The organism is Pseudomonas sp. JR33AA (assembly GCF_021378985.1).
GTDB classification, from domain to species: Bacteria; Pseudomonadota; Gammaproteobacteria; order Pseudomonadales; family Pseudomonadaceae; genus Aquipseudomonas; species Aquipseudomonas alloputida.
The window spans coordinates 135,197-160,623 of record NZ_JAJSAW010000010.1 but is presented as its reverse complement, the minus strand read 5'-3'; the positions used below and the strand labels follow the sequence as shown (position 1 = coordinate 160,623).

At 57.0% G+C, this 25,427-nt stretch carries 26 protein-coding genes and 4 tRNA genes; all 30 read left to right on the top strand.

What is annotated here, in order from left to right:
• Positions 1 to 122: 122 nt before the first annotated feature.
• The 30 genes from birA (at position 123) to rpmC (ending at position 25,427) form a co-directional block, all read left to right on the top strand.
• Positions 123 to 1,082, top strand: coding sequence for a bifunctional biotin--[acetyl-CoA-carboxylase] ligase/biotin operon repressor BirA (gene birA / locus LVS58_RS17670; RefSeq protein ID WP_233692116.1), 960 nt, complete (start codon positions 123 to 125; stop codon positions 1,080 to 1,082).
• A complete protein-coding gene (locus tag LVS58_RS17665; protein ID WP_233692114.1) occupies positions 1,072 to 1,821 on the top strand; it encodes a pantothenate kinase in 750 nt (249 codons plus the stop codon). The genes birA and LVS58_RS17665 overlap by 11 nt, the downstream gene beginning before the upstream one ends.
• Before the next feature lie 7 nt (positions 1,822 to 1,828).
• Complete coding sequence (locus LVS58_RS17660) at positions 1,829 to 2,254, top strand: hypothetical protein (RefSeq protein ID WP_233692113.1); 426 nt, start codon at positions 1,829 to 1,831, stop codon at positions 2,252 to 2,254.
• A gap of 152 nt (positions 2,255 to 2,406) precedes the next feature.
• Positions 2,407 to 2,490, top strand: a tRNA-Tyr gene (locus LVS58_RS17655).
• Between the two features lie 24 nt (positions 2,491 to 2,514).
• Positions 2,515 to 2,588, top strand: a tRNA-Gly gene (locus LVS58_RS17650).
• 29 nt (positions 2,589 to 2,617) lie between these two features.
• Positions 2,618 to 2,693, top strand: a tRNA-Thr gene (locus LVS58_RS17645).
• 78 nt (positions 2,694 to 2,771) lie between these two features.
• The gene (tuf, locus tag LVS58_RS17640) at positions 2,772 to 3,965 is read left to right on the top strand and encodes an elongation factor Tu (RefSeq protein WP_003255489.1); all 1,194 of its coding nucleotides are present in this window, start codon (positions 2,772 to 2,774) and stop codon (positions 3,963 to 3,965) included.
• Positions 3,966 to 4,019: 54 nt separating this feature from the next.
• Positions 4,020 to 4,095 (top strand) — tRNA-Trp (locus tag LVS58_RS17635).
• Positions 4,096 to 4,139: 44 nt separating this feature from the next.
• Complete coding sequence (gene secE / locus LVS58_RS17630) at positions 4,140 to 4,508, top strand: preprotein translocase subunit SecE (RefSeq protein WP_003255502.1); 369 nt, start codon at positions 4,140 to 4,142, stop codon at positions 4,506 to 4,508.
• Positions 4,509 to 4,517: 9 nt separating this feature from the next.
• Positions 4,518 to 5,051 carry a transcription termination/antitermination protein NusG gene (gene nusG / locus LVS58_RS17625; RefSeq protein WP_003255501.1) on the top strand — a complete coding sequence of 178 codons (534 nt, stop codon included), beginning with the start codon at positions 4,518 to 4,520 and terminating at the stop codon, positions 5,049 to 5,051.
• A 119-nt stretch (positions 5,052 to 5,170) separates the two neighbouring features.
• Positions 5,171 to 5,602 carry a 50S ribosomal protein L11 gene (gene rplK, locus LVS58_RS17620; protein ID WP_003255500.1) on the top strand — a complete coding sequence of 144 codons (432 nt, stop codon included), beginning with the start codon at positions 5,171 to 5,173 and terminating at the stop codon, positions 5,600 to 5,602.
• Positions 5,602 to 6,297 carry a 50S ribosomal protein L1 gene (gene rplA, locus LVS58_RS17615; RefSeq protein ID WP_003255499.1) on the top strand — a complete coding sequence of 232 codons (696 nt, stop codon included), beginning with the start codon at positions 5,602 to 5,604 and terminating at the stop codon, positions 6,295 to 6,297. Before rplK ends, rplA begins: the two co-directional genes overlap by 1 nt.
• A 197-nt stretch (positions 6,298 to 6,494) precedes the next feature.
• The gene (rplJ, locus tag LVS58_RS17610; RefSeq protein ID WP_003255497.1) at positions 6,495 to 6,995 is read left to right on the top strand and encodes a 50S ribosomal protein L10; all 501 of its coding nucleotides are present in this window, start codon (positions 6,495 to 6,497) and stop codon (positions 6,993 to 6,995) included.
• Positions 6,996 to 7,071: 76 nt separating this feature from the next.
• On the top strand, positions 7,072 to 7,437 hold the full coding sequence (gene rplL / locus LVS58_RS17605) for a 50S ribosomal protein L7/L12 (protein WP_003255496.1): 366 nt from the start codon (positions 7,072 to 7,074) through the stop codon (positions 7,435 to 7,437).
• 220 nt (positions 7,438 to 7,657) lie between these two features.
• The gene (gene rpoB, locus LVS58_RS17600; protein WP_003255495.1) at positions 7,658 to 11,731 is read left to right on the top strand and encodes a DNA-directed RNA polymerase subunit beta; all 4,074 of its coding nucleotides are present in this window, start codon (positions 7,658 to 7,660) and stop codon (positions 11,729 to 11,731) included.
• A 64-nt stretch (positions 11,732 to 11,795) separates the two neighbouring features.
• Positions 11,796 to 15,995 carry a DNA-directed RNA polymerase subunit beta' gene (gene rpoC / locus LVS58_RS17595; RefSeq protein WP_014589475.1) on the top strand — a complete coding sequence of 1,400 codons (4,200 nt, stop codon included), beginning with the start codon at positions 11,796 to 11,798 and terminating at the stop codon, positions 15,993 to 15,995.
• A 211-nt stretch (positions 15,996 to 16,206) separates the two neighbouring features.
• Positions 16,207 to 16,578 (top strand): 30S ribosomal protein S12, encoded by a 372-nt coding sequence (gene rpsL / locus LVS58_RS17590; RefSeq protein WP_003255492.1) that lies wholly within the window; start codon positions 16,207 to 16,209, stop codon positions 16,576 to 16,578.
• 106 nt (positions 16,579 to 16,684) lie between these two features.
• A complete protein-coding gene (gene rpsG, locus LVS58_RS17585; RefSeq protein ID WP_003246741.1) occupies positions 16,685 to 17,155 on the top strand; it encodes a 30S ribosomal protein S7 in 471 nt (156 codons plus the stop codon).
• Positions 17,156 to 17,185: 30 nt separating this feature from the next.
• On the top strand, positions 17,186 to 19,333 hold the full coding sequence (fusA, locus tag LVS58_RS17580; protein WP_233692112.1) for an elongation factor G: 2,148 nt from the start codon (positions 17,186 to 17,188) through the stop codon (positions 19,331 to 19,333).
• Between the two features lie 27 nt (positions 19,334 to 19,360).
• On the top strand, positions 19,361 to 20,554 hold the full coding sequence (gene tuf, locus LVS58_RS17575) for an elongation factor Tu (RefSeq protein WP_003255489.1): 1,194 nt from the start codon (positions 19,361 to 19,363) through the stop codon (positions 20,552 to 20,554).
• A 142-nt stretch (positions 20,555 to 20,696) separates the two neighbouring features.
• Positions 20,697 to 21,008 carry a 30S ribosomal protein S10 gene (gene rpsJ / locus LVS58_RS17570; RefSeq protein WP_003186070.1) on the top strand — a complete coding sequence of 104 codons (312 nt, stop codon included), beginning with the start codon at positions 20,697 to 20,699 and terminating at the stop codon, positions 21,006 to 21,008.
• Between the two features lie 80 nt (positions 21,009 to 21,088).
• The gene (gene rplC, locus LVS58_RS17565) at positions 21,089 to 21,724 is read left to right on the top strand and encodes a 50S ribosomal protein L3 (protein WP_003255486.1); all 636 of its coding nucleotides are present in this window, start codon (positions 21,089 to 21,091) and stop codon (positions 21,722 to 21,724) included.
• Positions 21,725 to 21,736: 12 nt separating this feature from the next.
• On the top strand, positions 21,737 to 22,339 hold the full coding sequence (gene rplD, locus LVS58_RS17560; RefSeq protein ID WP_003255485.1) for a 50S ribosomal protein L4: 603 nt from the start codon (positions 21,737 to 21,739) through the stop codon (positions 22,337 to 22,339).
• Positions 22,336 to 22,635: a 50S ribosomal protein L23 gene (gene rplW, locus LVS58_RS17555; RefSeq protein WP_003255484.1), complete on the top strand. Its 300-nt coding sequence runs from the start codon at positions 22,336 to 22,338 to the stop codon at positions 22,633 to 22,635. Before rplD ends, rplW begins: the two co-directional genes overlap by 4 nt.
• A gap of 14 nt (positions 22,636 to 22,649) precedes the next feature.
• A complete protein-coding gene (gene rplB / locus LVS58_RS17550) occupies positions 22,650 to 23,474 on the top strand; it encodes a 50S ribosomal protein L2 (RefSeq protein WP_003255483.1) in 825 nt (274 codons plus the stop codon).
• Between the two features lie 16 nt (positions 23,475 to 23,490).
• Positions 23,491 to 23,766 carry a 30S ribosomal protein S19 gene (rpsS, locus tag LVS58_RS17545; protein ID WP_003255482.1) on the top strand — a complete coding sequence of 92 codons (276 nt, stop codon included), beginning with the start codon at positions 23,491 to 23,493 and terminating at the stop codon, positions 23,764 to 23,766.
• 11 nt (positions 23,767 to 23,777) lie between these two features.
• Entirely contained in the window at positions 23,778 to 24,110 is a 333-nt protein-coding gene (gene rplV, locus LVS58_RS17540; RefSeq protein ID WP_003103908.1) for a 50S ribosomal protein L22, read from the top strand.
• 13 nt (positions 24,111 to 24,123) lie between these two features.
• Entirely contained in the window at positions 24,124 to 24,810 is a 687-nt protein-coding gene (rpsC, locus tag LVS58_RS17535) for a 30S ribosomal protein S3 (RefSeq protein WP_003255481.1), read from the top strand.
• A 12-nt stretch (positions 24,811 to 24,822) separates the two neighbouring features.
• A complete protein-coding gene (gene rplP, locus LVS58_RS17530) occupies positions 24,823 to 25,236 on the top strand; it encodes a 50S ribosomal protein L16 (RefSeq protein WP_003255479.1) in 414 nt (137 codons plus the stop codon).
• Positions 25,236 to 25,427, top strand: a complete 192-nt coding sequence (gene rpmC, locus LVS58_RS17525) for a 50S ribosomal protein L29 (protein ID WP_002555481.1) — start codon at positions 25,236 to 25,238, stop codon at positions 25,425 to 25,427. Before rplP ends, rpmC begins: the two co-directional genes overlap by 1 nt.

The window sequence follows — 25,427 nt, the reverse complement described above, 5'->3', positions numbered from 1 at the left end:
TTGAAATTCAGGCCTGCCAATGCTCTCAGATTGCGATACAAGGCCGCTCCTGCAGGCCCTTTTCCTATGCAAGCCAACAGCCCATGGCTATCATGCCAGCCTTATTCCAAGTCGAGACTGGCATGCTGAAGTTGTTGAATCTCCTCAAGGACGGCCGGTTCCATTCCGGAGAAGCTCTGGGGGCAGCCCTAGGGGTGAGTCGCAGCGCCGTTTGGAAGCAGCTGCAGCATCTGGAAAGTGAGTTGAATCTCACCATTCACAAGGTGCGTGGGCGTGGTTATCAGTTGGCCGCGCCCCTGGCTTTACTTGAGGCGCAGGCAATCGCCGGGTATGCCGTGGGCGAGCAGTGGCCGGTATTCATCCATGAAACCATCGATTCGACCAATGCCGAAGGCTTGCGCCTTGCCAGTGAAGGGCAGGCGGCTCCATTCCTGGTTCTGGCTGAGTGTCAGAGCGCCGGACGCGGTCGGCGCGGCCGGCAGTGGGTCAGCCCATTTGCTGAGAATCTCTATTACAGCCTGGTGCTGCGCGTCGATGGAGGTATGCGTCAGCTCGAGGGGTTGAGCTTGGTGGTGGGGTTGGCGGTAATGCGCACCTTGCAGGCGTTCGGTGTAAAGGATGTCGGGCTCAAATGGCCTAACGATGTGCTGGTACGTGCGCAGAAGATCACCGGGATTCTCCTGGAGTTGGTGGGCGATCCTGCAGATGTCTGTCATGTGGTGCTAGGCATTGGTATCAATGTAAACATGCAGGTAAACGAACAGGTCGATCAGCAGTGGACCTCTATGCGGCGCGAGGTGGGTGCAGCGATAGATCGCAATCACTTGGTAGCGCTGCTCAGTCAGCAGCTAGAACACGAATTGGCGCGCCATCGCCGCTACGGCTTTGCTGCATTCCAGGAGGAGTGGGAGCAGGCGCACTTGTGGCAGGGGCGTAATGTATCGCTGGTCGCTGGTAATACACGTATTGATGGTGTGGTTCTTGGCGTCGACGGGCAGGGTGGTTTGCGCCTTGAGGTGGACGGGATGGAAAAGAGCTTCAGTGGTGGTGAGCTCAGTTTGAGGTTGCGTGATGATTCTTGAGCTCGATTGCGGTAACAGCTTCATCAAGTGGCGGGTGATCCATGTCGCCGATGCTGGGATTGAAGGTGGCGGGATCGTCGATTCCGACCAGGCGCTGGTGGCTGAAGTGGCTGCGCTCGCTTCAGTGCGCCTCACGGGTTGCCGTATTGTCAGTGTGCGCAGCGAAGAAGAAACCGATGCACTTTGCGCGTTGATTGCCCAGGCTTTTGCGGTGCAGGCGAGAGTTGCTCACCCTGCCCGTGAAATGGCAGGCGTGCGTAATGGTTATGACGACTTTCAGCGTCTGGGTATGGATCGTTGGCTGGCGGCGCTGGGTGCATTTCACCTGGCCAAGGGCGCTTGCCTGGTGATAGACCTGGGTACCGCGGCAAAAGCGGACTTCGTGTCTGCAGATGGCGAGCATCTGGGGGGCTACATCTGCCCGGGTATGCCATTGATGCGTAGCCAGCTGCGTACTCACACCCGTCGTATCCGCTATGACGACGCCTCTGCGGAGCGCGCATTGAACAGCTTGTCACCAGGTCGCTCGACTGTCGAAGCGGTAGAGCGTGGTTGCGTATTGATGCTCCAGGGCTTTGCCTACACCCAGCTTGAGCAGGCTCGTGTGCTATGGGGGGAGGAGTTCACCGTGTTCCTCACTGGCGGAGATGCGCCGCTTGTGAGGGAGGCCCTGCCACAGGCGCGCGTCGTGCCTGATCTGGTTTTCGTTGGCCTGGCAATGGCCTGCCCTTTGGATTGAGGTGCCTATGCGCTGGTTGTTTCTGCTGTTACTGGTGCTCAACGTCTTTTATTACGTATGGCATCAGCAGGAAGCCCCGCTGAAGGTCAAGGAAGTCGCCCCGTTGTCGCTGTACAAGGGGAATCAGCAAGAAATCCGTCTGTTGCGTGAAACAGGTGTGTCGGCGCCGCCCAAGCGTCGTGATGAATGCCTGGTAGTCGGAGGTGTGAAGGGGCAGGAGCAGTTGGATGCGCTGCGTCAACGCCTGCTGAGCCTGGATATTGCCACTATACCGGTGGCGGGACAGCTGCCTGGGGCGGAGGGTCGCTGGCTCAAGGTTGCTCCGGAAAGCGAGCGTTTGCTGGACCAAACGGTGCTCTTGGCTCTTTCCAATGATTTCAAAGACTTAAAACATAAAATTATTTTCTGCCAGGGTATTGCAACTGGTGAATAGCTTGATAGAATGGCGCCCGCTTCACAGGGAACACCACTCAGGTGGTAGAACTGGAAGCAGTGTCAAGGCAGCTAAGTTTCAGATTTGATTGAAAAAATTTGAAAAAACGCTTGACACTAGGGCGGCAGACAAATAGAATGCCGGCCACATCTGGAGGGATTCCCGAGCGGTCAAAGGGGACGGACTGTAAATCCGTTGCGAGAGCTTCGAAGGTTCGAATCCTTCTCCCTCCACCAGTTTTAGCGAGAGCCGCAAGCTCCGCGGGTATAGTTTAGTGGTAGAACCTCAGCCTTCCAAGCTGATGATGCGGGTTCGATTCCCGCTACCCGCTCCAAGTTTGCCGGATTTTGCACAAAGTGTTTCGCTCTTGTAGCTCAGTTGGTAGAGCACACCCTTGGTAAGGGTGAGGTCAGCGGTTCAAGTCCGCTCAAGAGCTCCATATAAACAAGGCAGATATGAAAATATCTGCCTTTGTTTTATCAGCGCAAGACTATTTCTTCTGCGGAGGATTGTATCGATGGCTAAGGAAAAGTTTGATCGTTCCCTTCCCCACGTTAACGTCGGCACTATCGGCCACGTTGACCACGGTAAGACCACTCTGACCGCAGCTCTGACTCGCGTTTGCTCCGAGGTTTTCGGTTCGGCAATCGTTGAGTTCGACAAGATCGACTCGGCTCCGGAAGAAAAAGCGCGCGGTATCACCATCAACACCGCTCACGTTGAGTACAACTCGACCATTCGTCACTACGCTCACGTTGACTGCCCAGGTCACGCTGACTACGTGAAGAACATGATCACCGGTGCTGCCCAGATGGACGGCGCGATCCTGGTTTGCTCGGCCGCCGATGGTCCGATGCCACAAACCCGTGAGCACATCCTGCTGTCCCGTCAGGTAGGCGTTCCGTACATCGTGGTCTTCCTGAACAAGGCTGACCTGGTAGACGACGCTGAGCTGCTGGAACTGGTCGAGATGGAAGTTCGCGACCTGCTGTCCACCTATGACTTCCCAGGCGACGACACTCCGATCATCATCGGTTCGGCTCGTATGGCGCTGGAAGGCAAAGACGACAACGAAATGGGCACTACCGCTGTCAAGAAGCTGGTAGAAACTCTGGACAGCTACATTCCTGAGCCAGTTCGTGCCATCGACCAGCCGTTCCTGATGCCGATCGAAGACGTGTTCTCGATTTCGGGTCGTGGTACCGTTGTGACCGGTCGTATCGAGCGTGGTATCGTCCGCGTTCAGGATCCGCTGGAAATCGTTGGTCTGCGTGACACCACCACCACCACCTGCACCGGTGTTGAGATGTTCCGCAAGCTGCTGGACGAAGGTCGTGCTGGCGAGAACTGCGGCGTTCTGCTGCGTGGTACCAAGCGTGACGACGTTGAGCGTGGCCAGGTTCTGGTCAAGCCAGGTTCGGTCAAGCCGCACACCAAGTTCACCGCAGAAGTCTACGTTCTGTCGAAGGAAGAAGGCGGCCGTCACACTCCGTTCTTCAAAGGCTACCGTCCACAGTTCTACTTCCGTACCACTGACGTGACCGGTAACTGCGAGCTGCCGGAAGGCGTTGAAATGGTAATGCCAGGTGACAACATTCAGATGACTGTTACCCTGATCAAGACCATCGCAATGGAAGACGGTCTGCGCTTCGCTATCCGTGAAGGCGGTCGTACCGTCGGCGCCGGTGTCGTAGCAAAAATTATTGAATAAGTAGTTGATTTACTTGATCAGGCCGGTATAATGGCCGGCCTGATACAGCGTTACAGGTCAGTAGCTCAATTGGCAGAGCGACGGTCTCCAAAACCGTAGGTTGGGGGTTCGATTCCCTCCTGACCTGCCATTTCACCTCGGTGTGATGGCTTTCTTCTTACAGGATCCTCCTCGATGACCCCCAAAACTGAAGCCCAAGAATCGCGTTTTGATCTGTTCAAGTGGCTGGCTGTAGTGGCTTTGGTGGTTGTTGGTGTTGTGGGTAATCAATATTACTCCGCCTCTCCAATCCTGTATCGCGTTCTCGTGCTTCTTGTCCTTGCTGCTGTCGCGGGCTTTGTTGCTCTGCAGACTGCGAAGGGCAAGTCGTTCTTTGCGCTGGCGAAGGAAGCTCGTACCGAGATTCGTAAAGTCGTGTGGCCGACCCGCCAGGAAACCACCCAGACCACGTTGATTGTCGTGGCTGTCGTGCTGGTTATGGCACTGCTGCTGTGGGGGCTCGACTCCCTGCTCGGCTGGGCGGTCTCCTTGATCGTTGGCTAAAGGTGTCCCGTGGCTAAGCGTTGGTATGTTGTGCATGCTTACTCGGGTTACGAGAAGCATGTAATGCGCTCCCTGATTGAGCGCGTCAAGCTGGCTGGCATGGAAGACGGTTTCGGCGAGATCTTGGTCCCGACCGAAGAAGTCGTCGAAATGCGCAACGGCCAGAAGCGCAAGAGTGAGCGTAAATTCTTCCCTGGCTACGTGCTGGTCCAGATGGAGATGAATGAAGGGACTTGGCACTTGGTCAAGGACACCCCTCGCGTGATGGGCTTTATCGGCGGTACTGCTGACAAGCCTGCGCCGATTACCGATAAAGAAGCAGAGGCCATCCTGCGTCGCGTTGCCGACGGTAGCGATAAGCCGAAGCCCAAGACGCTGTTCGAGCCAGGTGAAGTGGTTCGAGTCATTGATGGTCCGTTCGCTGACTTCAATGGTAGTGTCGAAGAAGTTAACTACGAAAAGAGTCGCCTGCAGGTTGCAGTGCTCATTTTCGGTCGCTCTACTCCGGTGGAGCTCGAGTTCAGCCAGGTCGAAAAGGTCTAGGCGGACGAAGCATCCCATACCCCGCAGCCCTGTGTGCTGCGGGGTTTTGTCGTCACTGGGATAAAACGCAAGTCATCCGGGGAGCCATCAGGCGTTCGTACCCGATTTTGGAGTAGCTCATGGCTAAGAAGATTCAGGCTTACATCAAGCTGCAAGTTAAGGCCGGCCAGGCCAACCCAAGCCCACCCGTTGGTCCAGCTCTGGGTCAACATGGTGTGAACATCATGGAATTCTGCAAGGCCTTCAACGCCCGTACCCAGGGTCAAGAAGCTGGCCTGCCGACTCCAGTGATCATCACTGTCTACAGCGACCGTAGCTTCACCTTCGAGACCAAGAGCACCCCTGCCTCGGTTCTGCTGAAGAAAGCTGCCGGCCTGACCAGTGGTTCGGCTCGCCCGAACACCGTTAAAGTCGGTACCGTTACCCGTGCTCAGCTGGAAGACATCGCCAAAGCTAAACAGGCTGATCTGACTGCCGCTGACCTGGACGCTGCTGTACGCACCATCGCTGGCTCTGCCCGCAGCATGGGCCTGAACGTGGAGGGTGTGTAATGGCTAAGCTGACCAAACGCCAAAAGGCAATCGCCGAAAAAATCGAAGCAGGCAAGGCCTACAACTTCGAAGAAGCGGCAACTCTGCTGGCCTCGCTGCCTGCTGCCAAGTTCGTCGAGTCCTACGACATCGCCGTTAACCTCGGTGTTGACCCGCGTAAATCCGACCAGGTCGTACGTAGCGCTACCGTGCTGCCACACGGCACTGGCAAGACCGTTCGCGTTGCTGTCTTCACCCAGGGTCCAGCTGCTGAAGCTGCTCTGGCTGCCGGCGCTGATCGCGTAGGTATGGACGATCTGGCTGCCGAAATGAAAGGCGGCGACCTGAACTATGACGTCGTTATCGCATCGCCTGATGCCATGCGCGTTGTAGGTCAACTGGGTCAGGTTCTGGGTCCTCGCGGCCTGATGCCTAACCCGAAAGTTGGTACCGTGACCCCAGACGTAGCCACTGCCGTGAAAAACGCCAAGGCTGGTCAGGTTCGCTACCGTACCGACAAAAACGGTATCATCCACACCTCCGTTGGCAAGATCGGCTTTGAAGCTGACAAGCTGAAGGAAAACGTTGAAGCCCTGATCGCTGACCTGAAGCGTATCAAGCCAGCTTCCTCGAAAGGTATTTACGTTAAGCGCGTTACCCTGAGCACCACCATGGGCCCAGGTCTGGTCATCGATCAGAGCTCGCTGAACGTGTAAGAACATGGCGGCGCGACTAGTCGCGCCGCCAGCAAAAATTGGGGTCCCTGCCTGGCGGGGGCTATCCAAGACCGTAGGCGGCGCAAGCCTTAAAATATCAGCCCACGCAGATGGTGCTCCCGATTCGTTACCGAATCAGACACCAAAACGACATCCGGCTTCGGCTAGATGAAACGGTAAAAACCAGGAGTAAACCCGTGGCAATTAAACTCGAAGACAAGAAGGCCATCGTCGCTGAAGTCAACGAGGCTGCCAAAGTCGCTCTGTCCGCTGTCGTGGCTGATGCCCGTGGTGTGACTGTAAGCGCAATGACCGGACTCCGTAAAGAGGCCCGCGAAGCTGGCGTATACGTACGTGTAGTGCGTAATACCCTGCTCAAGCGCGCTGTTGAAGGCACCGAATTTTCGATCCTCAACGACGCGTTCAAAGGCCCGACCCTGATTGCTTTCTCCAACGAACACCCGGGCGCTGCTGCTCGTCTGTTCAAAGAGTTCGCCAAGGGTCAGGACAAGTTCGAGATCAAGGCAGCTGCGTTTGACGGCAATTTCATTGCAGCGAACCAGATCGACGTGTTGGCTACCCTGCCGACCCGCGACGAAGCTATTGCACGACTGATGAGCGTTATTCAAGGCGCCACCAGCAAGCTGGCTCGTACTCTGGCAGCCATTCGCGACCAGAAAGAAGCTACCGCCGCCTAAGGCGTGCGAACTCTTTCAAAATCATACGTTTAATTTGATGGCTGCGTAGGCTGTCACCCCAATACAGGATTGAGTCATGTCTCTGACTAACGAACAAATCATCGAAGCAATCGGCCAGAAAACCGTTCTGGAAGTTGTTGAGCTGATCAAAGCAATGGAAGAAACCTTCGGCGTTACCGCTGCTGTTGCCGCTGCTGGCCCAGCTGCTGCTGCTGCCGTTGTTGAAGAGCAGACCGAGTTCAACGTTGTTCTGGTTGAAGCCGGCGACAAGAAAGTGAACGTGATCAAAGCCGTTCGCGAACTGACCGGTCTGGGCCTGAAAGAAGCCAAAGAGAAAGTCGATGGCGCTCCTCAGGTTGTAGCTGAAGGCGTTTCGAAAGAAGCCGCTGAAGACGCTAAGAAGAAGCTGGAAGAAGCAGGCGCTAAAGTCGAGCTGAAGTAATCTCGACCTTGCGATGCCAGCCTGAGCGTTGAGCGAAAGGCTGATGGCTGGTGGCTTATGCCACCGGCCTTTTTCCGTTATTGGTGGCCGGTCAGGCCGGTCCCGATAACGAGCTGCAAGACACCCATGTGGGTGGCGCAAACCAAGGGGTTTGCACGATTTTCTGGCTGCTCCCGCCGGGAGAAGCCAAACAAGCAGGTGACCAAGCTGGGGAACGCTGATGGCTTACTCATACACTGAGAAAAAACGTATCCGCAAGGACTTTAGCAAGTTGCCGGACGTCATGGATGTGCCTTACCTCCTGGCCATCCAGCTGGATTCGTATCGCGAATTCCTGCAAGCGGGAGCATCCAAGGATCACTTCCGCGACGTCGGCCTGCACGCGGCCTTCAAATCGGTATTCCCGATCATCAGCTACTCCGGCAATGCTGCCCTGGAGTACGTAGGCTATCGCCTGGGCGAACCCGCCTTCGATGTGAAGGAATGTGTCCTGCGTGGCGTGACCTTCGCGGTCCCACTGCGGGTCAAGGTGCGCCTGATCATCTTCGACAAGGAATCGTCGAACAAAGCGATCAAGGACATCAAAGAGCAAGAAGTCTACATGGGTGAAATTCCCCTGATGACTGAGAACGGTACCTTCGTTATCAACGGTACCGAGCGTGTGATCGTTTCCCAGCTGCACCGTTCGCCTGGTGTGTTCTTCGACCACGACCGTGGCAAGACCCACAGCTCGGGCAAGCTGCTGTACTCCGCTCGCATCATTCCTTACCGCGGTTCCTGGCTGGACTTCGAGTTCGACCCGAAGGACTGCGTGTTCGTGCGTATCGACCGTCGCCGCAAACTGCCGGCCTCGGTGCTGCTGCGCGCCCTGGGTTACAGCACTGAAGAAGTGCTCAATACCTTCTACACCACCAACGTGTTCCACATTTCCGGCGAAAAACTCAGCCTGGAACTGGTGCCGCAGCGTCTGCGTGGTGAAGTTGCAGTCATGGACATCCATGACGAAACCGGCAAAGTCATCGTCGAGCAAGGCCGCCGTATTACCGCGCGCCACATCAACCAGCTCGAGAAGGCCGGCGTCAAGCAACTGGACGTTCCAATGGAATACGTCCTGGGCCGCACTACCGCCAAGGCTATCGTGCATCCGGCTACCGGCGAAATTCTCGCCGAATGCAACACCGAGATGACCACCGAGCTGCTGATCAAGGTCGCCAAGGCGCAGGTTGTCCGTATCGAGACCCTGTACACCAACGACATCGATTGCGGTCCGTTCATCTCTGACACGCTGAAGATCGATACCACCAGCAACCAGCTGGAAGCTCTGGTCGAGATCTACCGCATGATGCGTCCAGGCGAGCCGCCAACCAAGGATGCAGCCGAGACCCTGTTCAACAACCTGTTCTTCAGTGCCGAGCGTTACGATCTGTCCGCCGTAGGCCGCATGAAGTTCAACCGTCGTATCGGTCGCACCGAGATCGAGGGTTCGGGTGTGCTGAGCAAGGAAGACATCGTCGAGGTTCTGAAGACCCTGGTCGATATCCGTAACGGCAAAGGCATCGTCGACGACATCGACCACTTGGGTAACCGTCGCGTACGTTGCGTCGGCGAGATGGCCGAGAACCAGTTCCGCGTTGGCCTGGTGCGTGTCGAGCGCGCGGTCAAGGAACGCCTGTCGATGGCGGAAAGCGAAGGCCTGATGCCGCAAGACCTCATCAACGCCAAGCCGGTAGCGGCGGCGGTGAAAGAGTTCTTTGGTTCCAGCCAGCTTTCCCAGTTCATGGACCAGAACAACCCGCTCTCCGAGATTACCCACAAGCGCCGCGTCTCCGCACTCGGCCCTGGCGGTCTGACCCGTGAGCGTGCCGGCTTCGAAGTCCGTGACGTACACCCGACCCACTACGGCCGTGTGTGCCCGATCGAGACCCCTGAAGGTCCGAACATCGGTCTGATCAACTCCTTGGCGGCCTACGCCCGCACCAACCAGTACGGCTTCCTGGAAAGTCCGTACCGCGTGGTGAAGGAAGGCGTTGTCAGCGACGACATCGTGTTCCTGTCGGCAATCGAAGAGGCAGATCACGTCATCGCACAGGCTTCGGCCGCGATGAACGATAAGAAGCAACTGATCGATGAGCTGGTAGCAGTTCGTCACCTGAACGAATTCACCGTCAAGGCGCCGGAAGACGTCACCCTGATGGACGTTTCGCCGAAGCAGGTTGTTTCCGTTGCAGCGTCGCTGATTCCATTCCTCGAGCACGACGACGCCAACCGTGCGTTGATGGGTTCGAACATGCAGCGTCAGGCTGTTCCGACCCTGCGTGCCGACAAGCCGCTGGTAGGTACCGGCATGGAGCGCAACGTTGCCCGTGACTCCGGTGTCTGCGTGGTTGCTCGCCGCGGTGGTGTGATCGACTCGGTCGACGCCAGCCGTATCGTTGTTCGCGTTGCCGACGACGAAGTGGAAACCGGCGAAGCGGGTGTAGATATCTACAACCTGACCAAGTACACCCGTTCGAACCAGAACACCTGCATCAACCAGCGTCCGCTGGTGAGCAAAGGTGACAAGGTTCAGCGTGGTGACATCATGGCCGACGGCCCGTCCACCGACATGGGTGAGCTGGCTCTGGGTCAGAACATGCGCATCGCGTTCATGGCGTGGAACGGCTTCAACTTCGAAGACTCCATCTGCCTGTCCGAACGTGTTGTTCAGGAAGACCGCTTCACCACCATCCACATTCAGGAACTGACCTGTGTGGCGCGTGACACCAAGCTTGGCCCAGAGGAAATCACTGCGGACATCCCGAACGTGGGTGAAGCCGCACTGAACAAGCTGGACGAAGCCGGTATCGTTTACGTAGGTGCTGAGGTTGGCGCTGGCGACATCCTGGTCGGCAAGGTCACGCCAAAAGGCGAAACCCAGCTGACTCCGGAAGAAAAACTGCTGCGCGCAATCTTCGGTGAAAAGGCCAGCGACGTTAAGGACACCTCCCTGCGTGTGCCAACCGGCACCAAGGGTACTGTCATCGACGTACAGGTCTTCACCCGTGATGGCGTGGAGCGTGATAGCCGCGCGCTGGCCATCGAGAAGATGCAGCTCGACGAGATCCGCAAGGACCTCAACGAAGAGTTCCGCATTGTCGAAGGTGCAACCTTCGAGCGTCTGCGTTCTGCTCTGAACGGCCAGGTGGTTGATGGTGGTGCAGGCCTGAAGAAAGGCACCGTGATCACTGACGAGGTGCTGGACGGTCTGGAGCACGGCCAGTGGTTCAAACTGCGCATGGCTGAAGATGCACTGAACGAGCAGCTGGAAAAGGCTCAGCAGTACATCGTCGACCGTCGCCGTCTGCTGGACGACAAGTTCGAAGACAAGAAGCGCAAGCTGCAGCAGGGCGATGACCTGGCACCGGGCGTACTGAAGATCGTCAAGGTTTACCTGGCAATCCGCCGCCGCATCCAGCCGGGTGACAAGATGGCCGGTCGTCACGGTAACAAGGGTGTTGTCTCGGTCATCATGCCGGTTGAAGACATGCCGCACGATGCCAACGGTACTCCGGTTGACGTCGTACTGAACCCGCTGGGTGTACCTTCGCGTATGAACGTTGGTCAGATCCTTGAAACCCACCTGGGCCTCGCGGCCAAGGGCCTGGGGGAGAAGATCGACCGCATGCTCGAAGAGCAGCGTAAAGCCGCTGAGCTGCGCGTGTTCCTGACCGAGGTCTACAACGAGATCGGCGGTCGTCAGGAAAACCTCGACGAGTTCACCGACGAAGAGATCCTGGCCCTGGCTAACAACCTGAAGAAAGGCGTGCCGATGGCTACCCCGGTCTTCGATGGTGCCAAGGAGCGCGAGATCAAGGCCATGTTGAAGCTGGCCGACCTGCCAGAGAGCGGCCAGATGGTGCTGTTCGACGGCCGTACCGGCAACAAGTTCGAGCGTCCTGTGACCGTTGGTTACATGTACATGCTCAAGCTGAACCACTTGGTGGACGACAAGATGCACGCGCGTTCCACTGGTTCCTACAGCCTGGTTACCCAGCAGCCGCTGGGTGGTAAGGCACAGTTCGGTGGTCAGCGTTTCGGGGAGATGGAAGTGTGGGCGCTGGAAGCATACGGCGCGGCATACACCCTGCAAGAAATGCTCACAGTGAAGTCGGACGACGTGAACGGCCGTACCAAGATGTACAAGAACATCGTGGATGGCGATCACCGTATGGAGCCGGGCATGCCCGAGTCCTTCAACGTGTTGATCAAAGAGATCCGTTCGCTCGGTATCGATATCGATCTGGAAACCGAATAACACGTGACGCGAAGGGGAGTGGGGCAGGTAATGCCCGCTCCCTGCTCCGCCAGGAGGAAAGGCCTTGAAAGACCTACTGAATTTGCTGAAAAACCAGGGTCAAGTCGAAGAGTTCGACGCCATCCGCATCGGTCTGGCGTCGCCTGAAATGATCCGTTCGTGGTCGTTCGGTGAAGTTAAGAAGCCGGAAACCATCAACTACCGTACGTTCAAGCCTGAACGTGACGGCCTGTTCTGCGCCAAGATCTTTGGCCCAGTCAAGGACTACGAGTGCCTGTGCGGCAAGTACAAGCGCCTCAAGCACCGCGGCGTAATCTGCGAGAAGTGCGGCGTTGAAGTTGCCCTGGCGAAGGTTCGTCGTGAGCGCATGGCGCACATCGAGCTGGCCTCGCCGGTTGCCCACATCTGGTTCCTGAAGTCGCTGCCGTCCCGTATCGGCCTGCTGATGGACATGACCCTGCGTGATATCGAGCGCGTGCTCTACTTCGAGAGCTATGTCGTTATCGACCCGGGCATGACTACCCTGGAAAAGGGCCAGCTGCTGAACGACGAGCAGTACTTCGAAGCGCTGGAAGAGTTCGGTGACGACTTTGACGCCCGCATGGGTGCCGAGGCTGTCCGCGAGCTGCTGCACGCTATCGACCTGGAGCACGAGATCGGCCGCCTGCGCGAAGAAATTCCGCAGACCAACTCGGAAACCAAGATCAAGAAGCTTTCCAAGCGTCTGAAGCTGATGGAAGCTTTCCAGGGCTCGGGCAACCTGCCTGAGTGGATGGTCCTGACCGTTCTGCCAGTGCTGCCGCCGGACCTGCGTCCGCTGGTGCCGCTGGATGGTGGCCGTTTTGCGACCTCCGACCTGAACGACCTGTATCGTCGGGTGATCAACCGTAACAACCGCCTGAAGCGCCTGCTGGATCTGTCGGCGCCGGACATCATCGTGCGCAACGAAAAGCGCATGCTGCAGGAAGCGGTCGACGCCCTGCTGGACAACGGCCGTCGTGGTCGCGCCATCACTGGCTCGAACAAGCGTCCGCTGAAGTCCCTGGCCGACATGATCAAAGGTAAGCAAGGTCGCTTCCGTCAGAACTTGCTCGGCAAGCGTGTTGACTACTCCGGCCGTTCGGTAATTACCGTAGGTCCGACCCTGCGTCTGCACCAGTGCGGTCTGCCGAAGAAGATGGCCCTGGAGCTGTTCAAGCCGTTCATTTTCGGCAAGCTGGAAATGCGTGGTCTGGCGACCACCATCAAGGCGGCGAAGAAGATGGTCGAGCGCGAGCTGCCAGAGGTGTGGGACGTTCTCGCCGAAGTGATTCGCGAACACCCCGTACTGCTCAACCGTGCACCGACTCTTCACCGTCTGGGTATCCAGGCGTTTGAACCCGTACTGATCGAAGGTAAGGCTATCCAGCTGCACCCGCTGGTCTGTGCTGCGTACAACGCCGACTTCGACGGCGACCAGATGGCCGTTCACGTGCCGCTGACCCTGGAAGCCCAGCTCGAAGCGCGTGCGCTGATGATGTCGACCAACAACATCCTGTCGCCAGCCAACGGTGAGCCAATCATCGTTCCGTCGCAGGACGTTGTACTGGGTCTGTATTACATGACCCGTGAAGCGATCAATGCCAAGGGCGAGGGTCGCGTGTTCGCCGACCTGCAGGAAGTCGACCGCGTATTCCGCGCCGGCGAAGCTGCCCTGCACGCGAAAATCAAGGTTCGTATCAACGAAACCGTGAAAGAGCGTGATGGCTCGGTGGTCAAGAACACCCGCATCGTCGACACCACTGTCGGCCGTGCGCTGCTGTTCCAGGTTGTGCCTGCAGGTCTGCCGTACGACGTCGTCAACCAGCCGATGAAGAAAAAGGCGATCTCCAAGCTGATCAACCAGTGCTATCGCGTGGTTGGTCTGAAAGAGACCGTTATTTTCGCCGACCAGCTGATGTACACCGGCTTCGCTTACTCGACCATTTCCGGCGTTTCCATCGGTGTTAACGACTTTGTTATCCCGGACGAGAAAGCCCGCATCATCGGTAACGCTACCGACGAAGTGAAGGAAATCGAGAGCCAGTACGCCTCCGGCCTGGTAACCCAGGGCGAGAAGTACAACAAGGTCATCGACTTGTGGTCGAAGGCGAACGACGAAGTGTCCAAGGCGATGATGGCCAACCTCTCGAAAGAGAAGGTCATCGACCGCGAAGGCAAGGAAGTCGAGCAAGAGTCCTTCAACTCGATGTACATGATGGCTGACTCGGGTGCGCGGGGTTCCGCAGCCCAGATCCGTCAGCTGGCCGGTATGCGTGGTCTGATGGCCAAGCCGGACGGCTCCATCATCGAGACGCCGATCACTGCGAACTTCCGTGAAGGTCTGAGCGTACTTCAGTACTTCATCTCGACTCACGGTGCTCGTAAGGGTCTGGCGGATACCGCACTGAAAACCGCTAACTCCGGTTACCTGACTCGTCGTCTGGTGGACGTTGCCCAGGATCTGGTTGTGACCGAGATCGACTGCGGCACCGACCAGGGCCTGGTGATGACCCCGCACATCGAAGGCGGCGACGTTGTAGAGCCGCTGGGTGAGCGTGTACTGGGTCGTGTCATCGCCCGTGACGTGTTCAAGCCAGGCACCGAGGACGTTATCGTTCCGGCCGGTACCCTGGTCGACGAGCAGTGGGTCGAGTTCATCGAGCTGAACAGCATCGACGAAGTGATCGTGCGTTCGCCGATCAACTGCGAAACCCGCTACGGCATCTGCGCCAAGTGCTACGGCCGCGATCTGGCTCGTGGTCACCAGGTCAACATCGGTGAAGCTGTCGGCGTTATCGCTGCCCAGTCGATCGGTGAGCCGGGTACCCAGCTGACCATGCGTACGTTCCACATCGGTGGTGCTGCAAGCCGTACTTCGGCTGCCGACAGTGTCCAGGTGAAGAATGGCGGTATGGTGCGTCTGCACAACCTGAAGCAGGTTGAGCGTGCCGACGGTAACCTGGTTGCCGTATCGCGTTCGGGTGAGTTGGCTATTGCCGACGAGTTCGGTCGTGAGCGTGAGCGCTACAAGCTGCCTTACGGTGCGGTGATTTCGGTCAAGGAAGGTGAAAAGGTCGAAGCTGGCGCCATCGTCGCCAAGTGGGACCCGCACACTCACCCGATCGTTACCGAGCTGAAAGGTACCGTGACCTTCGTGGGCATGGAAGAAAACATCACCATCAAGCGGCAGACCGACGAACTGACTGGCTTGACCAACATTGAAGTACTGGACGTCAAGGATCGCCCTGCCGCAGGCAAGGAAATCCGTCCGGCAATCAAGATGGTCGATGCCGCAGGCAAGGACCTGTACCTGCCAGGTACTGACGTACCTGCTCAGTACTTCCTGCCGGCCAACGCCCTTGTCGGTGTGGCTGACGGTGCGCAGATCGGAGTTGGTGACGTTATCGCGCGTATCCCGCAAGAAACGTCGAAGACCCGTGACATCACCGGTGGTCTGCCGCGTGTTGCCGACCTGTTCGAAGCGCGTCGTCCGAAAGAAGCCTCGATTCTGGCTGAAGTCAGCGGCACCATCGCATTCGGCAAAGAGACCAAGGGCAAGCGTCGCCTGGTGATCACTCCGACCGACGGTAGCGATCCGTACGAAGAGCTGATTCCGAAGTGGCGCCACCTGAACGTCTTCGAAGGTGAACAGGTAAACCGCGGCGAAGTTATCTCCGACGGCCCGAGCGATCCGCATGACATTCTGCGTCTGCTGGGTGTGAGCGCGCTGGCGAAGTACATCGTCAACGAGATCCAGGACGTTTACCGTCTGCAAGGCGTGAAGATCAACGACAAGCACATCGAGACTATCCTGCGTCAGATGCTGCGCAAGGTCGAGATCTCCGAGTCGGGCGACTCCAGCTTCATCAAGGGCGACCAGATGGAACTGACCCAGGTGCTGGTAGAGAACGAGCGTCTCGCCAGCGAGGACAAGTTCATCTCCAAGTTCACCCGTGTGCTGCTGGGTATCACCAAGGCCTCGCTGTCCACCGAGTCGTTCATCTCCGCGGCTTCCTTCCAGGAAACAACCCGCGTACTGACCGAAGCGGCGGTAACCGGCAAGCGCGACTACCTGCGCGGCCTGAAAGAGAACGTGGTCGTGGGTCGTCTGATCCCGGCTGGTACTGGTCTGGCCTACCACAGCGAGCGCAAGCGTCGCCGTGATGCCGACAAACCGCTGCGTGTAAGCGCCAGTGAAGTGGAAGCAGCACTGACCGAAGCGCTGAATTCCAGCGGTAACTAAGTACAGGGCAAGGCCCCGGCAAGCCTCGGTCGAGCATCGGCGACATGAAATGTTGCCGATGATCGGGCGGGGAGGGCCGGGGCCTCGTCTTGACTGGGTGCAAGATCCTCTTTAGACTTTTGTACCCTTAAATTTGGTGAGGCTCCGTCTCGCCAATTTTTGGCTTTCTTGCAAGACAATAGAGTCGCAAGACAATCAGTGGAGCTAGTAGATGGCAACTATCAACCAGCTGGTACGTCAGCCGCGTAAGCGTTCGGTCGAGAAGTCCGACGTTCCTGCGCTGCAGAACTGCCCGCAGCGTCGTGGCGTGTGCACCCGTGTGTACACCACCACGCCGAAAAAACCTAACTCGGCACTGCGTAAAGTATGCCGTGTGCGTCTGACCAACGGTTTCGAGGTTTCCTCGTACATCGGTGGTGAAGGCCACAACCTGCAAGAGCACAGCGTCGTCCTGATTCGTGGCGGCCGTGTAAAAGACTTGCCAGGTGTTCGTTACCACACCGTTCGCGGCTCTCTGGATACCTCGGGCGTTAAAGGCCGTAACCAGGGTCGTTCGAAGTACGGTACCAAGCGTCCGAAGTAATCGGTCGTTTGCAGACATCCATTTTTTTGAGTCGATAAGAGTAAGGTCGGGCAGGGGTCGAAGACCCACGTCCCGGGCTAACCTGAAGACCGTTTGAGGGCTTATCATGCCAAGACGTCGTGTAGCAGCAAAACGTGAGATCCTTGACGATCCGAAGTACGGATCCCAGATCCTCGCCAAGTTCATGAACCACGTGATGGAAAGCGGCAAGAAGGCCGTAGCCGAGCGCATCGTTTACGGTGCCCTGGATACCGTCAAAGCACGCAAGAACAGCGACCCCCTGGAAATCTTCGAGAAAGCTCTCGACGCCATCGCTCCGCTGGTCGAAGTAAAGTCCCGTCGTGTCGGCGGTGCCACTTACCAGGTTCCGGTTGAAGTTCGTCCATCCCGTCGTAACGCTCTGGCAATGCGCTGGCTCGTAGACTACGCCCGTAAGCGCGGCGAGAAGTCGATGGCTCTGCGTCTGGCCGGCGAACTGCTGGATGCTGCCGAAGGCAAGGGTGCTGCAGTCAAGAAGCGTGAAGACGTTCACCGTATGGCTGAAGCCAACAAAGCGTTCTCGCACTACCGCTTCTAATTCAAGCATCAATCTTTTTGCGAGGGCTTTATGGCTCGTACTACAGCAATTAACCGCTACCGTAACATTGGTATCTGTGCCCACGTTGACGCGGGCAAGACCACCACTACCGAGCGGATCCTGTTCTACACAGGTCTGAGCCACAAAATGGGCGAGGTGCATGACGGCGCCGCGACCACCGACTGGATGGTGCAGGAGCAGGAGCGCGGTATCACCATTACCTCCGCTGCCGTTACCACCTTCTGGAAAGGTTCCCGTGGTCAGTATGACAACTACCGCGTAAACGTCATCGATACCCCTGGCCACGTTGACTTCACCATTGAAGTAGAGCGTTCGCTGCGTGTACTCGACGGCGCGGTCGTTGTGTTCTGCGGCACCTCCGGCGTTGAGCCGCAGTCCGAAACCGTATGGCGTCAGGCCAACAAGTACGGCGTTCCACGTGTGGTTTACGTGAACAAGATGGACCGTGCTGGTGCAAACTTCCTGCGCGTCGTAGGTCAGATCAAGAACCGTCTGGGTCACACCCCGGTTCCTGTTCAGCTGGCCATCGGTTCGGAAGATAACTTCCAGGGTCAGGTTGACCTGATCAAGATGAAGGCTATCTACTGGAACGACGACGACAAGGGTACTACCTACCGTGAGGAAGAAATTCCTGCGGATATGGTCGAGTTGGCTAACGAATGGCGCAACAACATGGTTGAAGCCGCCGCCGAAGCCAACGAAGAGCTGATGAACAAGTATCTTGAAGGCGGTGAGCTGTCCGTCGAAGAGATCAAGGCAGGCCTGCGCGCGCGCACCCTGGCCAGCGAGATCGTTCCGGCTGTCTGCGGTTCGTCGTTCAAGAACAAGGGCGTTCCCCTGGTTCTCGACGCCGTTATCGACTTCCTGCCAGCTCCGACCGAGATCCCTGCGATCAAGGGTATCCACCCTGACCTGATCGACGTGCCTAAGGACGAAGTCAAGCCAGAACAGTTCGACGAGCGTCATGCTGACGACGACGAGCCGTTCTCGGCCCTGGCCTTCAAGATTGCCACCGACCCGTTCGTTGGTACTCTGACCTTCGTTCGCGTTTACTCGGGCTTCCTGACCTCCGGTGACTCCGTCATCAACTCGGTCAAGGGCAAGAAAGAGCGCGTTGGTCGTATGGTCCAGATGCACGCCAACCAGCGTGAAGAGATCAAGGAAGTACGTGCAGGCGACATCGCTGCTCTGATCGGCATGAAGGACGTCACTACTGGTGATACCCTGTGCAACGCCGACAAGCCGATCATCCTTGAGCGTATGGACTTCCCTGAGCCTGTGATTTCGCTCTCTGTAGAGCCGAAAACCAAGCAGGACCAGGAGAAGATGGGTATCGCACTGGGCAAGCTGGCTCAGGAAGACCCATCGTTCCGCGTCAAGACCGATGAAGAAACCGGTCAGACCATCATCTCCGGTATGGGTGAGCTGCACCTGGACATCCTCGTTGACCGCATGAAGCGCGAATTCAACGTCGAAGCCAACATCGGCAAGCCGCAGGTTTCGTACCGCGAGAAGATCACCAAATCCAACGTCGAGATCGAAGGCAAGTTCGTTCGTCAGTCGGGTGGTCGTGGTCAGTTCGGTCACTGCTGGGTTCGCTTCTCCGAGCCGGACGTGGACGACAAGGGCAACATCACCGAAGGTCTGGTGTTCTCCAACGAAGTCGTTGGTGGTGTGATTCCTAAGGAATACATCCCTGCGATCCAGAAGGGTATCGAAGAGCAGATGAAAAACGGCGTTGTTGCCGGTTATCCTCTGATCGGCCTGAAGGCCGCGGTATTCGACGGTTCGTACCACGACGTCGACTCCAACGAAATGGCGTTCAAGATCGCTGCTTCGATGGCGACCAAGCAACTGGCCCAGAAGGGCGGTGGCGTGGTTCTCGAGCCGATCATGAAGGTCGAAGTTGTAACCCCGGAAGACTACCTGGGTGACGTGATGGGTGACCTGAACCGTCGTCGTGGTCTGGTCCAGGGTATGGATGAGTCGGTCTCTGGCCGTGTCGTCCGTGCTGAAGTACCGCTCGGAGAGATGTTCGGTTACGCAACCGACGTTCGTTCCATGTCTCAGGGTCGCGCAAGCTACTCCATGGAATTCTCCAAATACGCCGAAGCTCCGTCGAACATCGTCGAAGCACTCGTTAAAAAACAAGGCTAATCCCCTTTAGGCAAGAGGTTCACTGTCGTGGCTAAAGAAAAATTTGATCGTTCCCTTCCCCACGTTAACGTCGGCACCATCGGCCACGTTGACCACGGTAAGACCACTCTGACCGCAGCTCTGACTCGCGTTTGCTCCGAAGTTTTCGGTTCGGCAATCGTTGAGTTCGACAAGATCGACTCGGCTCCGGAAGAAAAAGCGCGCGGTATCACCATCAACACCGCTCACGTTGAGTACAACTCGACCATTCGTCACTACGCTCACGTTGACTGCCCAGGTCACGCTGACTACGTGAAGAACATGATCACCGGTGCTGCCCAGATGGACGGCGCGATCCTGGTTTGCTCGGCCGCCGATGGTCCGATGCCACAAACCCGTGAGCACATCCTGCTGTCCCGTCAGGTAGGCGTTCCGTACATCGTGGTCTTCCTGAACAAGGCTGACCTGGTAGACGACGCTGAGCTGCTGGAACTGGTCGAGATGGAAGTTCGCGACCTGCTGTCCACCTATGACTTCCCAGGCGACGACACTCCGATCATCATCGGTTCGGCTCGTATGGCGCTGGAAGGCAAAGACGACAACGAAATGGGCACTACCGCTGTCAAGAAGCTGGTAGAAACTCTGGACAGCTACATTCCTGAGCCAGTTCGTGCCATCGACCAGCCGTTCCTGATGCCGATCGAAGACGTGTTCTCGATTTCGGGTCGTGGTACCGTTGTGACCGGTCGTATCGAGCGTGGTATCGTCCGCGTTCAGGATCCGCTGGAAATCGTTGGTCTGCGTGACACCACCACCACCACCTGCACCGGTGTTGAGATGTTCCGCAAGCTGCTGGACGAAGGTCGTGCTGGCGAGAACTGCGGCGTTCTGCTGCGTGGTACCAAGCGTGACGACGTTGAGCGTGGCCAGGTTCTGGTCAAGCCAGGTTCGGTCAAGCCGCACACCAAGTTCACCGCAGAAGTCTACGTTCTGTCGAAGGAAGAAGGCGGTCGTCACACTCCGTTCTTCAAAGGCTACCGTCCACAGTTCTACTTCCGTACCACTGACGTGACCGGTAACTGCGAACTGCCGGAAGGCGTTGAAATGGTAATGCCAGGTGACAACATTCAGATGACTGTTACCCTGATCAAGACCATCGCAATGGAAGACGGTCTGCGCTTCGCTATCCGTGAAGGCGGTCGTACCGTCGGCGCCGGCGTTGTGGCCAAAATCATCGAGTAATCACTCGATCGATTGAAAAAAACCCCCGCTCAGCGGGGGTTTTTTTTATTGGGTTGACACTAATTGGGGGCGTCTATAGAATCACGCCTCCTTTTAGCGGGCGTAGTGCGTCCGTTGGGAACAGCCTGGAGTCTGAAATCCAATGCAAAATCAGCAAATCCGTATCAGGTTGAAGGCTTTCGACCATCGCCTGATCGACCAATCCACCCAGGAAATCGTGGAAACCGCGAAACGTACTGGTGCACAAGTGCGTGGTCCAATTCCACTGCCTACCCGCAAAGAGCGTTTCACCGTTCTGGTTTCCCCGCACGTCAACAAAGACGCGCGTGACCAGTACGAGATTCGCACTCATAAGCGTGTTCTGGACATCGTCCAGCCAACGGATAAAACCGTTGACGCGCTGATGAAGCTTGATCTGGCGGCAGGTGTGGAAGTACAGATCAGCCTCGGCTAAGACTTCGGTCTAGTCGTGTAACGCTCTGAAATGGGCGGCCATAGCGGGTGAAAGCCCCGTACACTCATGAGGTTTACAACATGACTATTGGTGTAATCGGTCGCAAGTGCGGTATGACCCGCATTTTCACCGAAGAAGGTGTCTCCATTCCGGTCACGGTCATTGAGATCGAGCCGAATCGCGTCACCCAGTTCAAAACTGAAGAAACCGATGGCTACCGTGCAGTGCAAGTCACTGTCGGCGAGCGTCGTGCTTCGCGTGTGACTGCCGCTCAGGCAGGCCACTTCGCCAAGGCCAACGTTGCCGCTGGTCGCGGTGTTTGGGAGTTCCGTCTTGAAGAAGGCGATTTCCAGGCTGGCGATCTGATCAAAGCTGAACTCTTCACTGCAGGCCAGCTGGTTGACGTTACTGGTCAGTCGAAAGGTAAAGGCTTCGCCGGTACCATCAAGCGCTGGAACTTCCGTGGTCAGGACAACACCCACGGTAACTCCGTGTCGCACCGTGTGCCTGGTTCCATCGGCCAGTGCCAGACTCCTGGTCGTGTGTTCAAGGGCAAGAAAATGTCCGGTCACATGGGCGCCGAGCGCGTGACTGTTCAGTCCCTGGAAGTAGTTCGCGTAGACGCTGAACGCAACCTGCTGCTGATCAAGGGTGCCGTACCTGGCGCTACTGGCGGCGACGTGGTTGTACGTCCAGCTGTCAAGGCTCGCGGTTAAGGGGAAACTGACATGCAACTTAATGTAAATGACGCTCAGGCGATCGAAGTTTCCGAACTGACTTTCGGTGGCGAATTCAACGAGACGCTGGTTCACCAAGCAGTCGTGGCCTACATGGCCGGCGGCCGTCAGGGCACCAAGCAGCAGAAGACCCGTTCCGACGTGGCTGGTGGCGGTAAGCGCCCATGGCGTCAGAAGGGTACTGGCCGTGCTCGTGCTGGTACCACTCGTGGTCCGATCTGGCGTGGCGGTGGTGTAACCTTCGCAGCTCGCCCTCAAGATCACTCGCAAAAGCTCAACAAGAAGATGTATCGCGCAGCTCTGCGCTCCATCCTCGCTGAGCTGGTGCGTAGCGACCGTCTGGTCGTGGTTCAGGACTTCGCTGTTGAAGCACCGAAAACCAAAGATCTGCTGAACAAGCTGAACGGCATGGGTCTGAGCGACGTATTGATCGTTTCCGACGCTGTTGATCAGAACCTGTACCTGGCTGCTCGTAACCTGCCGCACGTCGACGTACGTGACGTACAAGGTTCCGACCCGGTCAGTCTGATCGCATACGAGAAAGTGTTGATCACTGTCTCGGCCGTGAAGAAATTCGAGGAGCTGCTGGGATGAACCAGGAACGCGTATTCAAAGTCCTCCTTGGCCCGCACGTTTCCGAGAAGGCTACCGTTCTGGCTGAGAAAAAAGGCCAGTTCGTATTCAAGGTTGCTACTGATGCAACCAAGCTGGAAATCAAGAAAGCTGTCGAAGGCCTGTTCAACGTAAAAGTTGAAAACGTGTCGACTGTTAACGTTCTGGGTAAAACCAAGCGTACCGCACGTGGTCTGGGCAAGCGTAATGACTGGAAGAAGGCGATCGTCTCCCTTCAGCCAGGCCAAGATCTCGATTTCAGCAGCAGTGCTGAGTAAGGAAGGGGTGCATCATGGCAATCGTTAAATGCAAACCGACTTCCCCTGGCCGCCGTTTCGTGGTCAAGGTGGTCAACAAGGAGCTGCACAAAGGCGCTCCTCACGCACCGCTGATCGAGAAAAAATCGAAGTCTGGTGGTCGTAACAACAATGGCCGCATTACCACTCGTCACGTTGGTGGTGGTCACAAGCAGCATTACCGTCTGGTCGACTTCCGTCGCAACGACAAAGATGGCATTCCAGCCACTGTCGAGCGTATCGAATACGATCCAAACCGTACTGCTCACATCGCCCTGCTGTGCTACGCAGACGGTGAGCGTCGCTACATCATCGCGCCTAAAGGCGTGAGCGCTGGCGACCAGCTGATCGCAGGTGCCCTGGCCCCAATCAAGGCCGGTAACTCCCTGCAGCTGCGCAACATTCCAGTAGGTAGCACCATTCACGGCATCGAACTGAAGCCGGGTAAAGGTGCTCAGATCGCTCGTTCCGCTGGTGCTTCGGCTCAGCTGATCGCTCGCGAAGGTGTCTACGTGACCCTGCGTCTGCGCTCTGGTGAAATGCGTAAAGTCCTGGCTGAGTGCCGTGCGACCCTGGGCGAAGTCTCGAACTCCGAGCACAGCCTGCGTTCGCTGGGTAAAGCTGGTGCCAAACGCTGGCGCGGCGTTCGCCCAACCGTTCGTGGTGTTGCCATGAACCCGGTTGACCACCCACACGGTGGTGGTGAAGGTCGTACCTCCGGTGGTCGTCATCCGGTATCGCCATGGGGCTTCCCAACCAAGGGTGCTAAAACCCGTGGTAATAAGCGTACCGACAACATGATCGTCCGTCGTCGCAAGTAACTAGAGGGATACGACAGTGCCACGTTCTCTGAAAAAAGGTCCTTTTATCGATCTTCACCTGTTGAAGAAGGTCGAAGTGGCGGTGGAGAAGAACGATCGCAAGCCAGTTAAAACCTGGTCGCGCCGTTCGATGATCCTGCCACAAATGGTCGGTCTGACCATCGCGGTTCACAACGGTCGCCAACATGTTCCAGTTCTCGTGAACGAAGACATGGTCGGCCACAAACTGGGCGAGTTCGCCGGTACCCGCACCTATCGCGGGCACGTGGCTGACAAGAAAGCCAAGCGTTAAGGGGTAAGGAAATGGAAGTAGCCGCTAAGTTGTCGGGCGCTCGCATCTCCGCCCAGAAAGCCCGCTTGGTCGCCGACCAGATCCGCGGGAAGAAGGTGGGCGAAGCGCTCAACCTGTTGGCCTTCAGCAGCAAAAAAGCCGCTGAAATCATGAAGAAAGTCCTCGAGTCGGCCGTAGCCAACGCCGAACACAACGAAGGCGCAGACGTTGATGACCTGAAGGTCTCCACCGTCTTCGTCAACGAAGGGCGTTCGCTGAAGCGCATCATGCCACGTGCCAAAGGCCGTGCTGATCGCATCGTCAAGCGGTCTTGCCATATCACTGTCAAGGTTGCGGACAAGTAACGGAGTCGATCAGATGGGTCAGAAAGTACATCCCACTGGCATTCGCCTGGGAATCGTCAAGGAGCACACCTCCGTCTGGTACGCAGACGGTGCTACTTACGCAGATTACCTGTTGAAGGATCTGAAAACGCGTGAGTACCTCCAAGACAAACTAAAAAGCGCGTCCGTAAGCCGTATCGATATTCATCGTCCGGCTCAAACTGCACGCATCACCATCCACACCGCTCGTCCCGGTATCGTTATCGGTAAGAAAGGTGAGGATGTCGAGAAGCTGCGTCAGGACCTGACCAAGCAGATGGGTGTGCCTGTGCACATCAACATCGAAGAGATCCGCAAGCCGGAACTCGACGCAATGCTGGTTGCGCAGAGCGTAGCTCAGCAGCTGGAACGCCGTGTAATGTTCCGTCGCGCCATGAAGCGCGCGGTACAGAACGCCATGCGTATTGGTGCCAAGGGCATCAAGATCCAGGTGAGCGGTCGTCTCGGCGGTGCTGAGATTGCTCGTACCGAGTGGTATCGCGAAGGTCGTGTGCCTCTGCACACCCTGCGTGCCGATATCGACTACAACACCTACGAAGCTCACACCACTTACGGTGTGATCGGTGTGAAGGTTTGGATCTTCAAAGGCGAAGTTATTGGTGGTCGCCAAGAAGAACTGAAACCACAAGCACCAGCGCCTCGTAAAAAAGCTGCTAAGTAAGGGGTACGCCAAATGTTGCAACCAAAGCGTACAAAATTCCGCAAGCAGATGACTGGCCACAACCGTGGTCTGGCACTGCGCGGTAGCAAAGTCAGCTTCGGCGAATTCGCCCTGAAAGCTGTTGCTCGCGGTCGCCTCACCGCTCGCCAGATCGAGTCCGCACGTCGTGCGCTGACCCGTCACGTTAAGCGTGGCGGTAAGATCTGGATCCGTGTGTTCCCGGACAAGCCGATCTCCAAAAAACCTCTTGAGGTTCGTATGGGTAAAGGTAAGGGCTCCGTGGAATACTGGGTTGCCCAGATTCAGCCAGGCAAAGTCCTGTACGAGATCGAGGGTGTTTCTGAAGAGCTGGCGCGCGAAGCTTTCGCCCTGGCTGCTGCAAAGCTGCCTCTCGCCACCTCCTTTGTTAAGCGGACGGTGATGTGATGAAAGCGAATGAACTTCGTGAAAAATCGGCACAGCAACTGAACGAGCAACTGCTCGGCTTGCTGCGCGACCAGTTCAATCTGCGTATGCAGAAAGCAACTGGCCAGTTGGGGCAGTCGCACCTGCTCTCGCAAGTTAAGCGTGACATCGCTCGCGTGAAAACTGTGCTCAACCAGCAGGCAGGTAAGTGA

Excerpts from the sequence above, each read along its gene's own strand:
- LVS58_RS17660 (WP_233692113.1), top strand. The coding sequence starts at position 1,829 with ATGCGCTGGTTGTTTCTGCTGTTACTGGTGCTCAACGTCTTTTATTAC.
- rplB (WP_003255483.1), top strand. The coding sequence starts at position 22,650 with ATGGCAATCGTTAAATGCAAACCGACTTCCCCTGGCCGCCGTTTCGTG.
- rplC (WP_003255486.1), top strand. The coding sequence starts at position 21,089 with ATGACTATTGGTGTAATCGGTCGCAAGTGCGGTATGACCCGCATTTTC.
- rplA (WP_003255499.1), top strand. The coding sequence starts at position 5,602 with ATGGCTAAGCTGACCAAACGCCAAAAGGCAATCGCCGAAAAAATCGAA.
- rpsC (WP_003255481.1), top strand. The coding sequence starts at position 24,124 with ATGGGTCAGAAAGTACATCCCACTGGCATTCGCCTGGGAATCGTCAAG.
- rplK (WP_003255500.1), top strand. The coding sequence starts at position 5,171 with ATGGCTAAGAAGATTCAGGCTTACATCAAGCTGCAAGTTAAGGCCGGC.
- rpsG (WP_003246741.1), top strand. The coding sequence starts at position 16,685 with ATGCCAAGACGTCGTGTAGCAGCAAAACGTGAGATCCTTGACGATCCG.
- rplL (WP_003255496.1), top strand. The coding sequence starts at position 7,072 with ATGTCTCTGACTAACGAACAAATCATCGAAGCAATCGGCCAGAAAACC.
- secE (WP_003255502.1), top strand. The coding sequence starts at position 4,140 with ATGACCCCCAAAACTGAAGCCCAAGAATCGCGTTTTGATCTGTTCAAG.
- rpsL (WP_003255492.1), top strand. The coding sequence starts at position 16,207 with ATGGCAACTATCAACCAGCTGGTACGTCAGCCGCGTAAGCGTTCGGTC.
- rplV (WP_003103908.1), top strand. The coding sequence starts at position 23,778 with ATGGAAGTAGCCGCTAAGTTGTCGGGCGCTCGCATCTCCGCCCAGAAA.
- rpsJ (WP_003186070.1), top strand. The coding sequence starts at position 20,697 with ATGCAAAATCAGCAAATCCGTATCAGGTTGAAGGCTTTCGACCATCGC.
- rplW (WP_003255484.1), top strand. The coding sequence starts at position 22,336 with ATGAACCAGGAACGCGTATTCAAAGTCCTCCTTGGCCCGCACGTTTCC.
- rpmC (WP_002555481.1), top strand. The coding sequence starts at position 25,236 with ATGAAAGCGAATGAACTTCGTGAAAAATCGGCACAGCAACTGAACGAG.
- birA (WP_233692116.1), top strand. The coding sequence starts at position 123 with ATGCTGAAGTTGTTGAATCTCCTCAAGGACGGCCGGTTCCATTCCGGA.
- rplP (WP_003255479.1), top strand. The coding sequence starts at position 24,823 with ATGTTGCAACCAAAGCGTACAAAATTCCGCAAGCAGATGACTGGCCAC.
- rpoB (WP_003255495.1), top strand. The coding sequence starts at position 7,658 with ATGGCTTACTCATACACTGAGAAAAAACGTATCCGCAAGGACTTTAGC.
- fusA (WP_233692112.1), top strand. The coding sequence starts at position 17,186 with ATGGCTCGTACTACAGCAATTAACCGCTACCGTAACATTGGTATCTGT.
- LVS58_RS17665 (WP_233692114.1), top strand. The coding sequence starts at position 1,072 with ATGATTCTTGAGCTCGATTGCGGTAACAGCTTCATCAAGTGGCGGGTG.
- tuf (WP_003255489.1), top strand. The coding sequence starts at position 2,772 with ATGGCTAAGGAAAAGTTTGATCGTTCCCTTCCCCACGTTAACGTCGGC.
- rplD (WP_003255485.1), top strand. The coding sequence starts at position 21,737 with ATGCAACTTAATGTAAATGACGCTCAGGCGATCGAAGTTTCCGAACTG.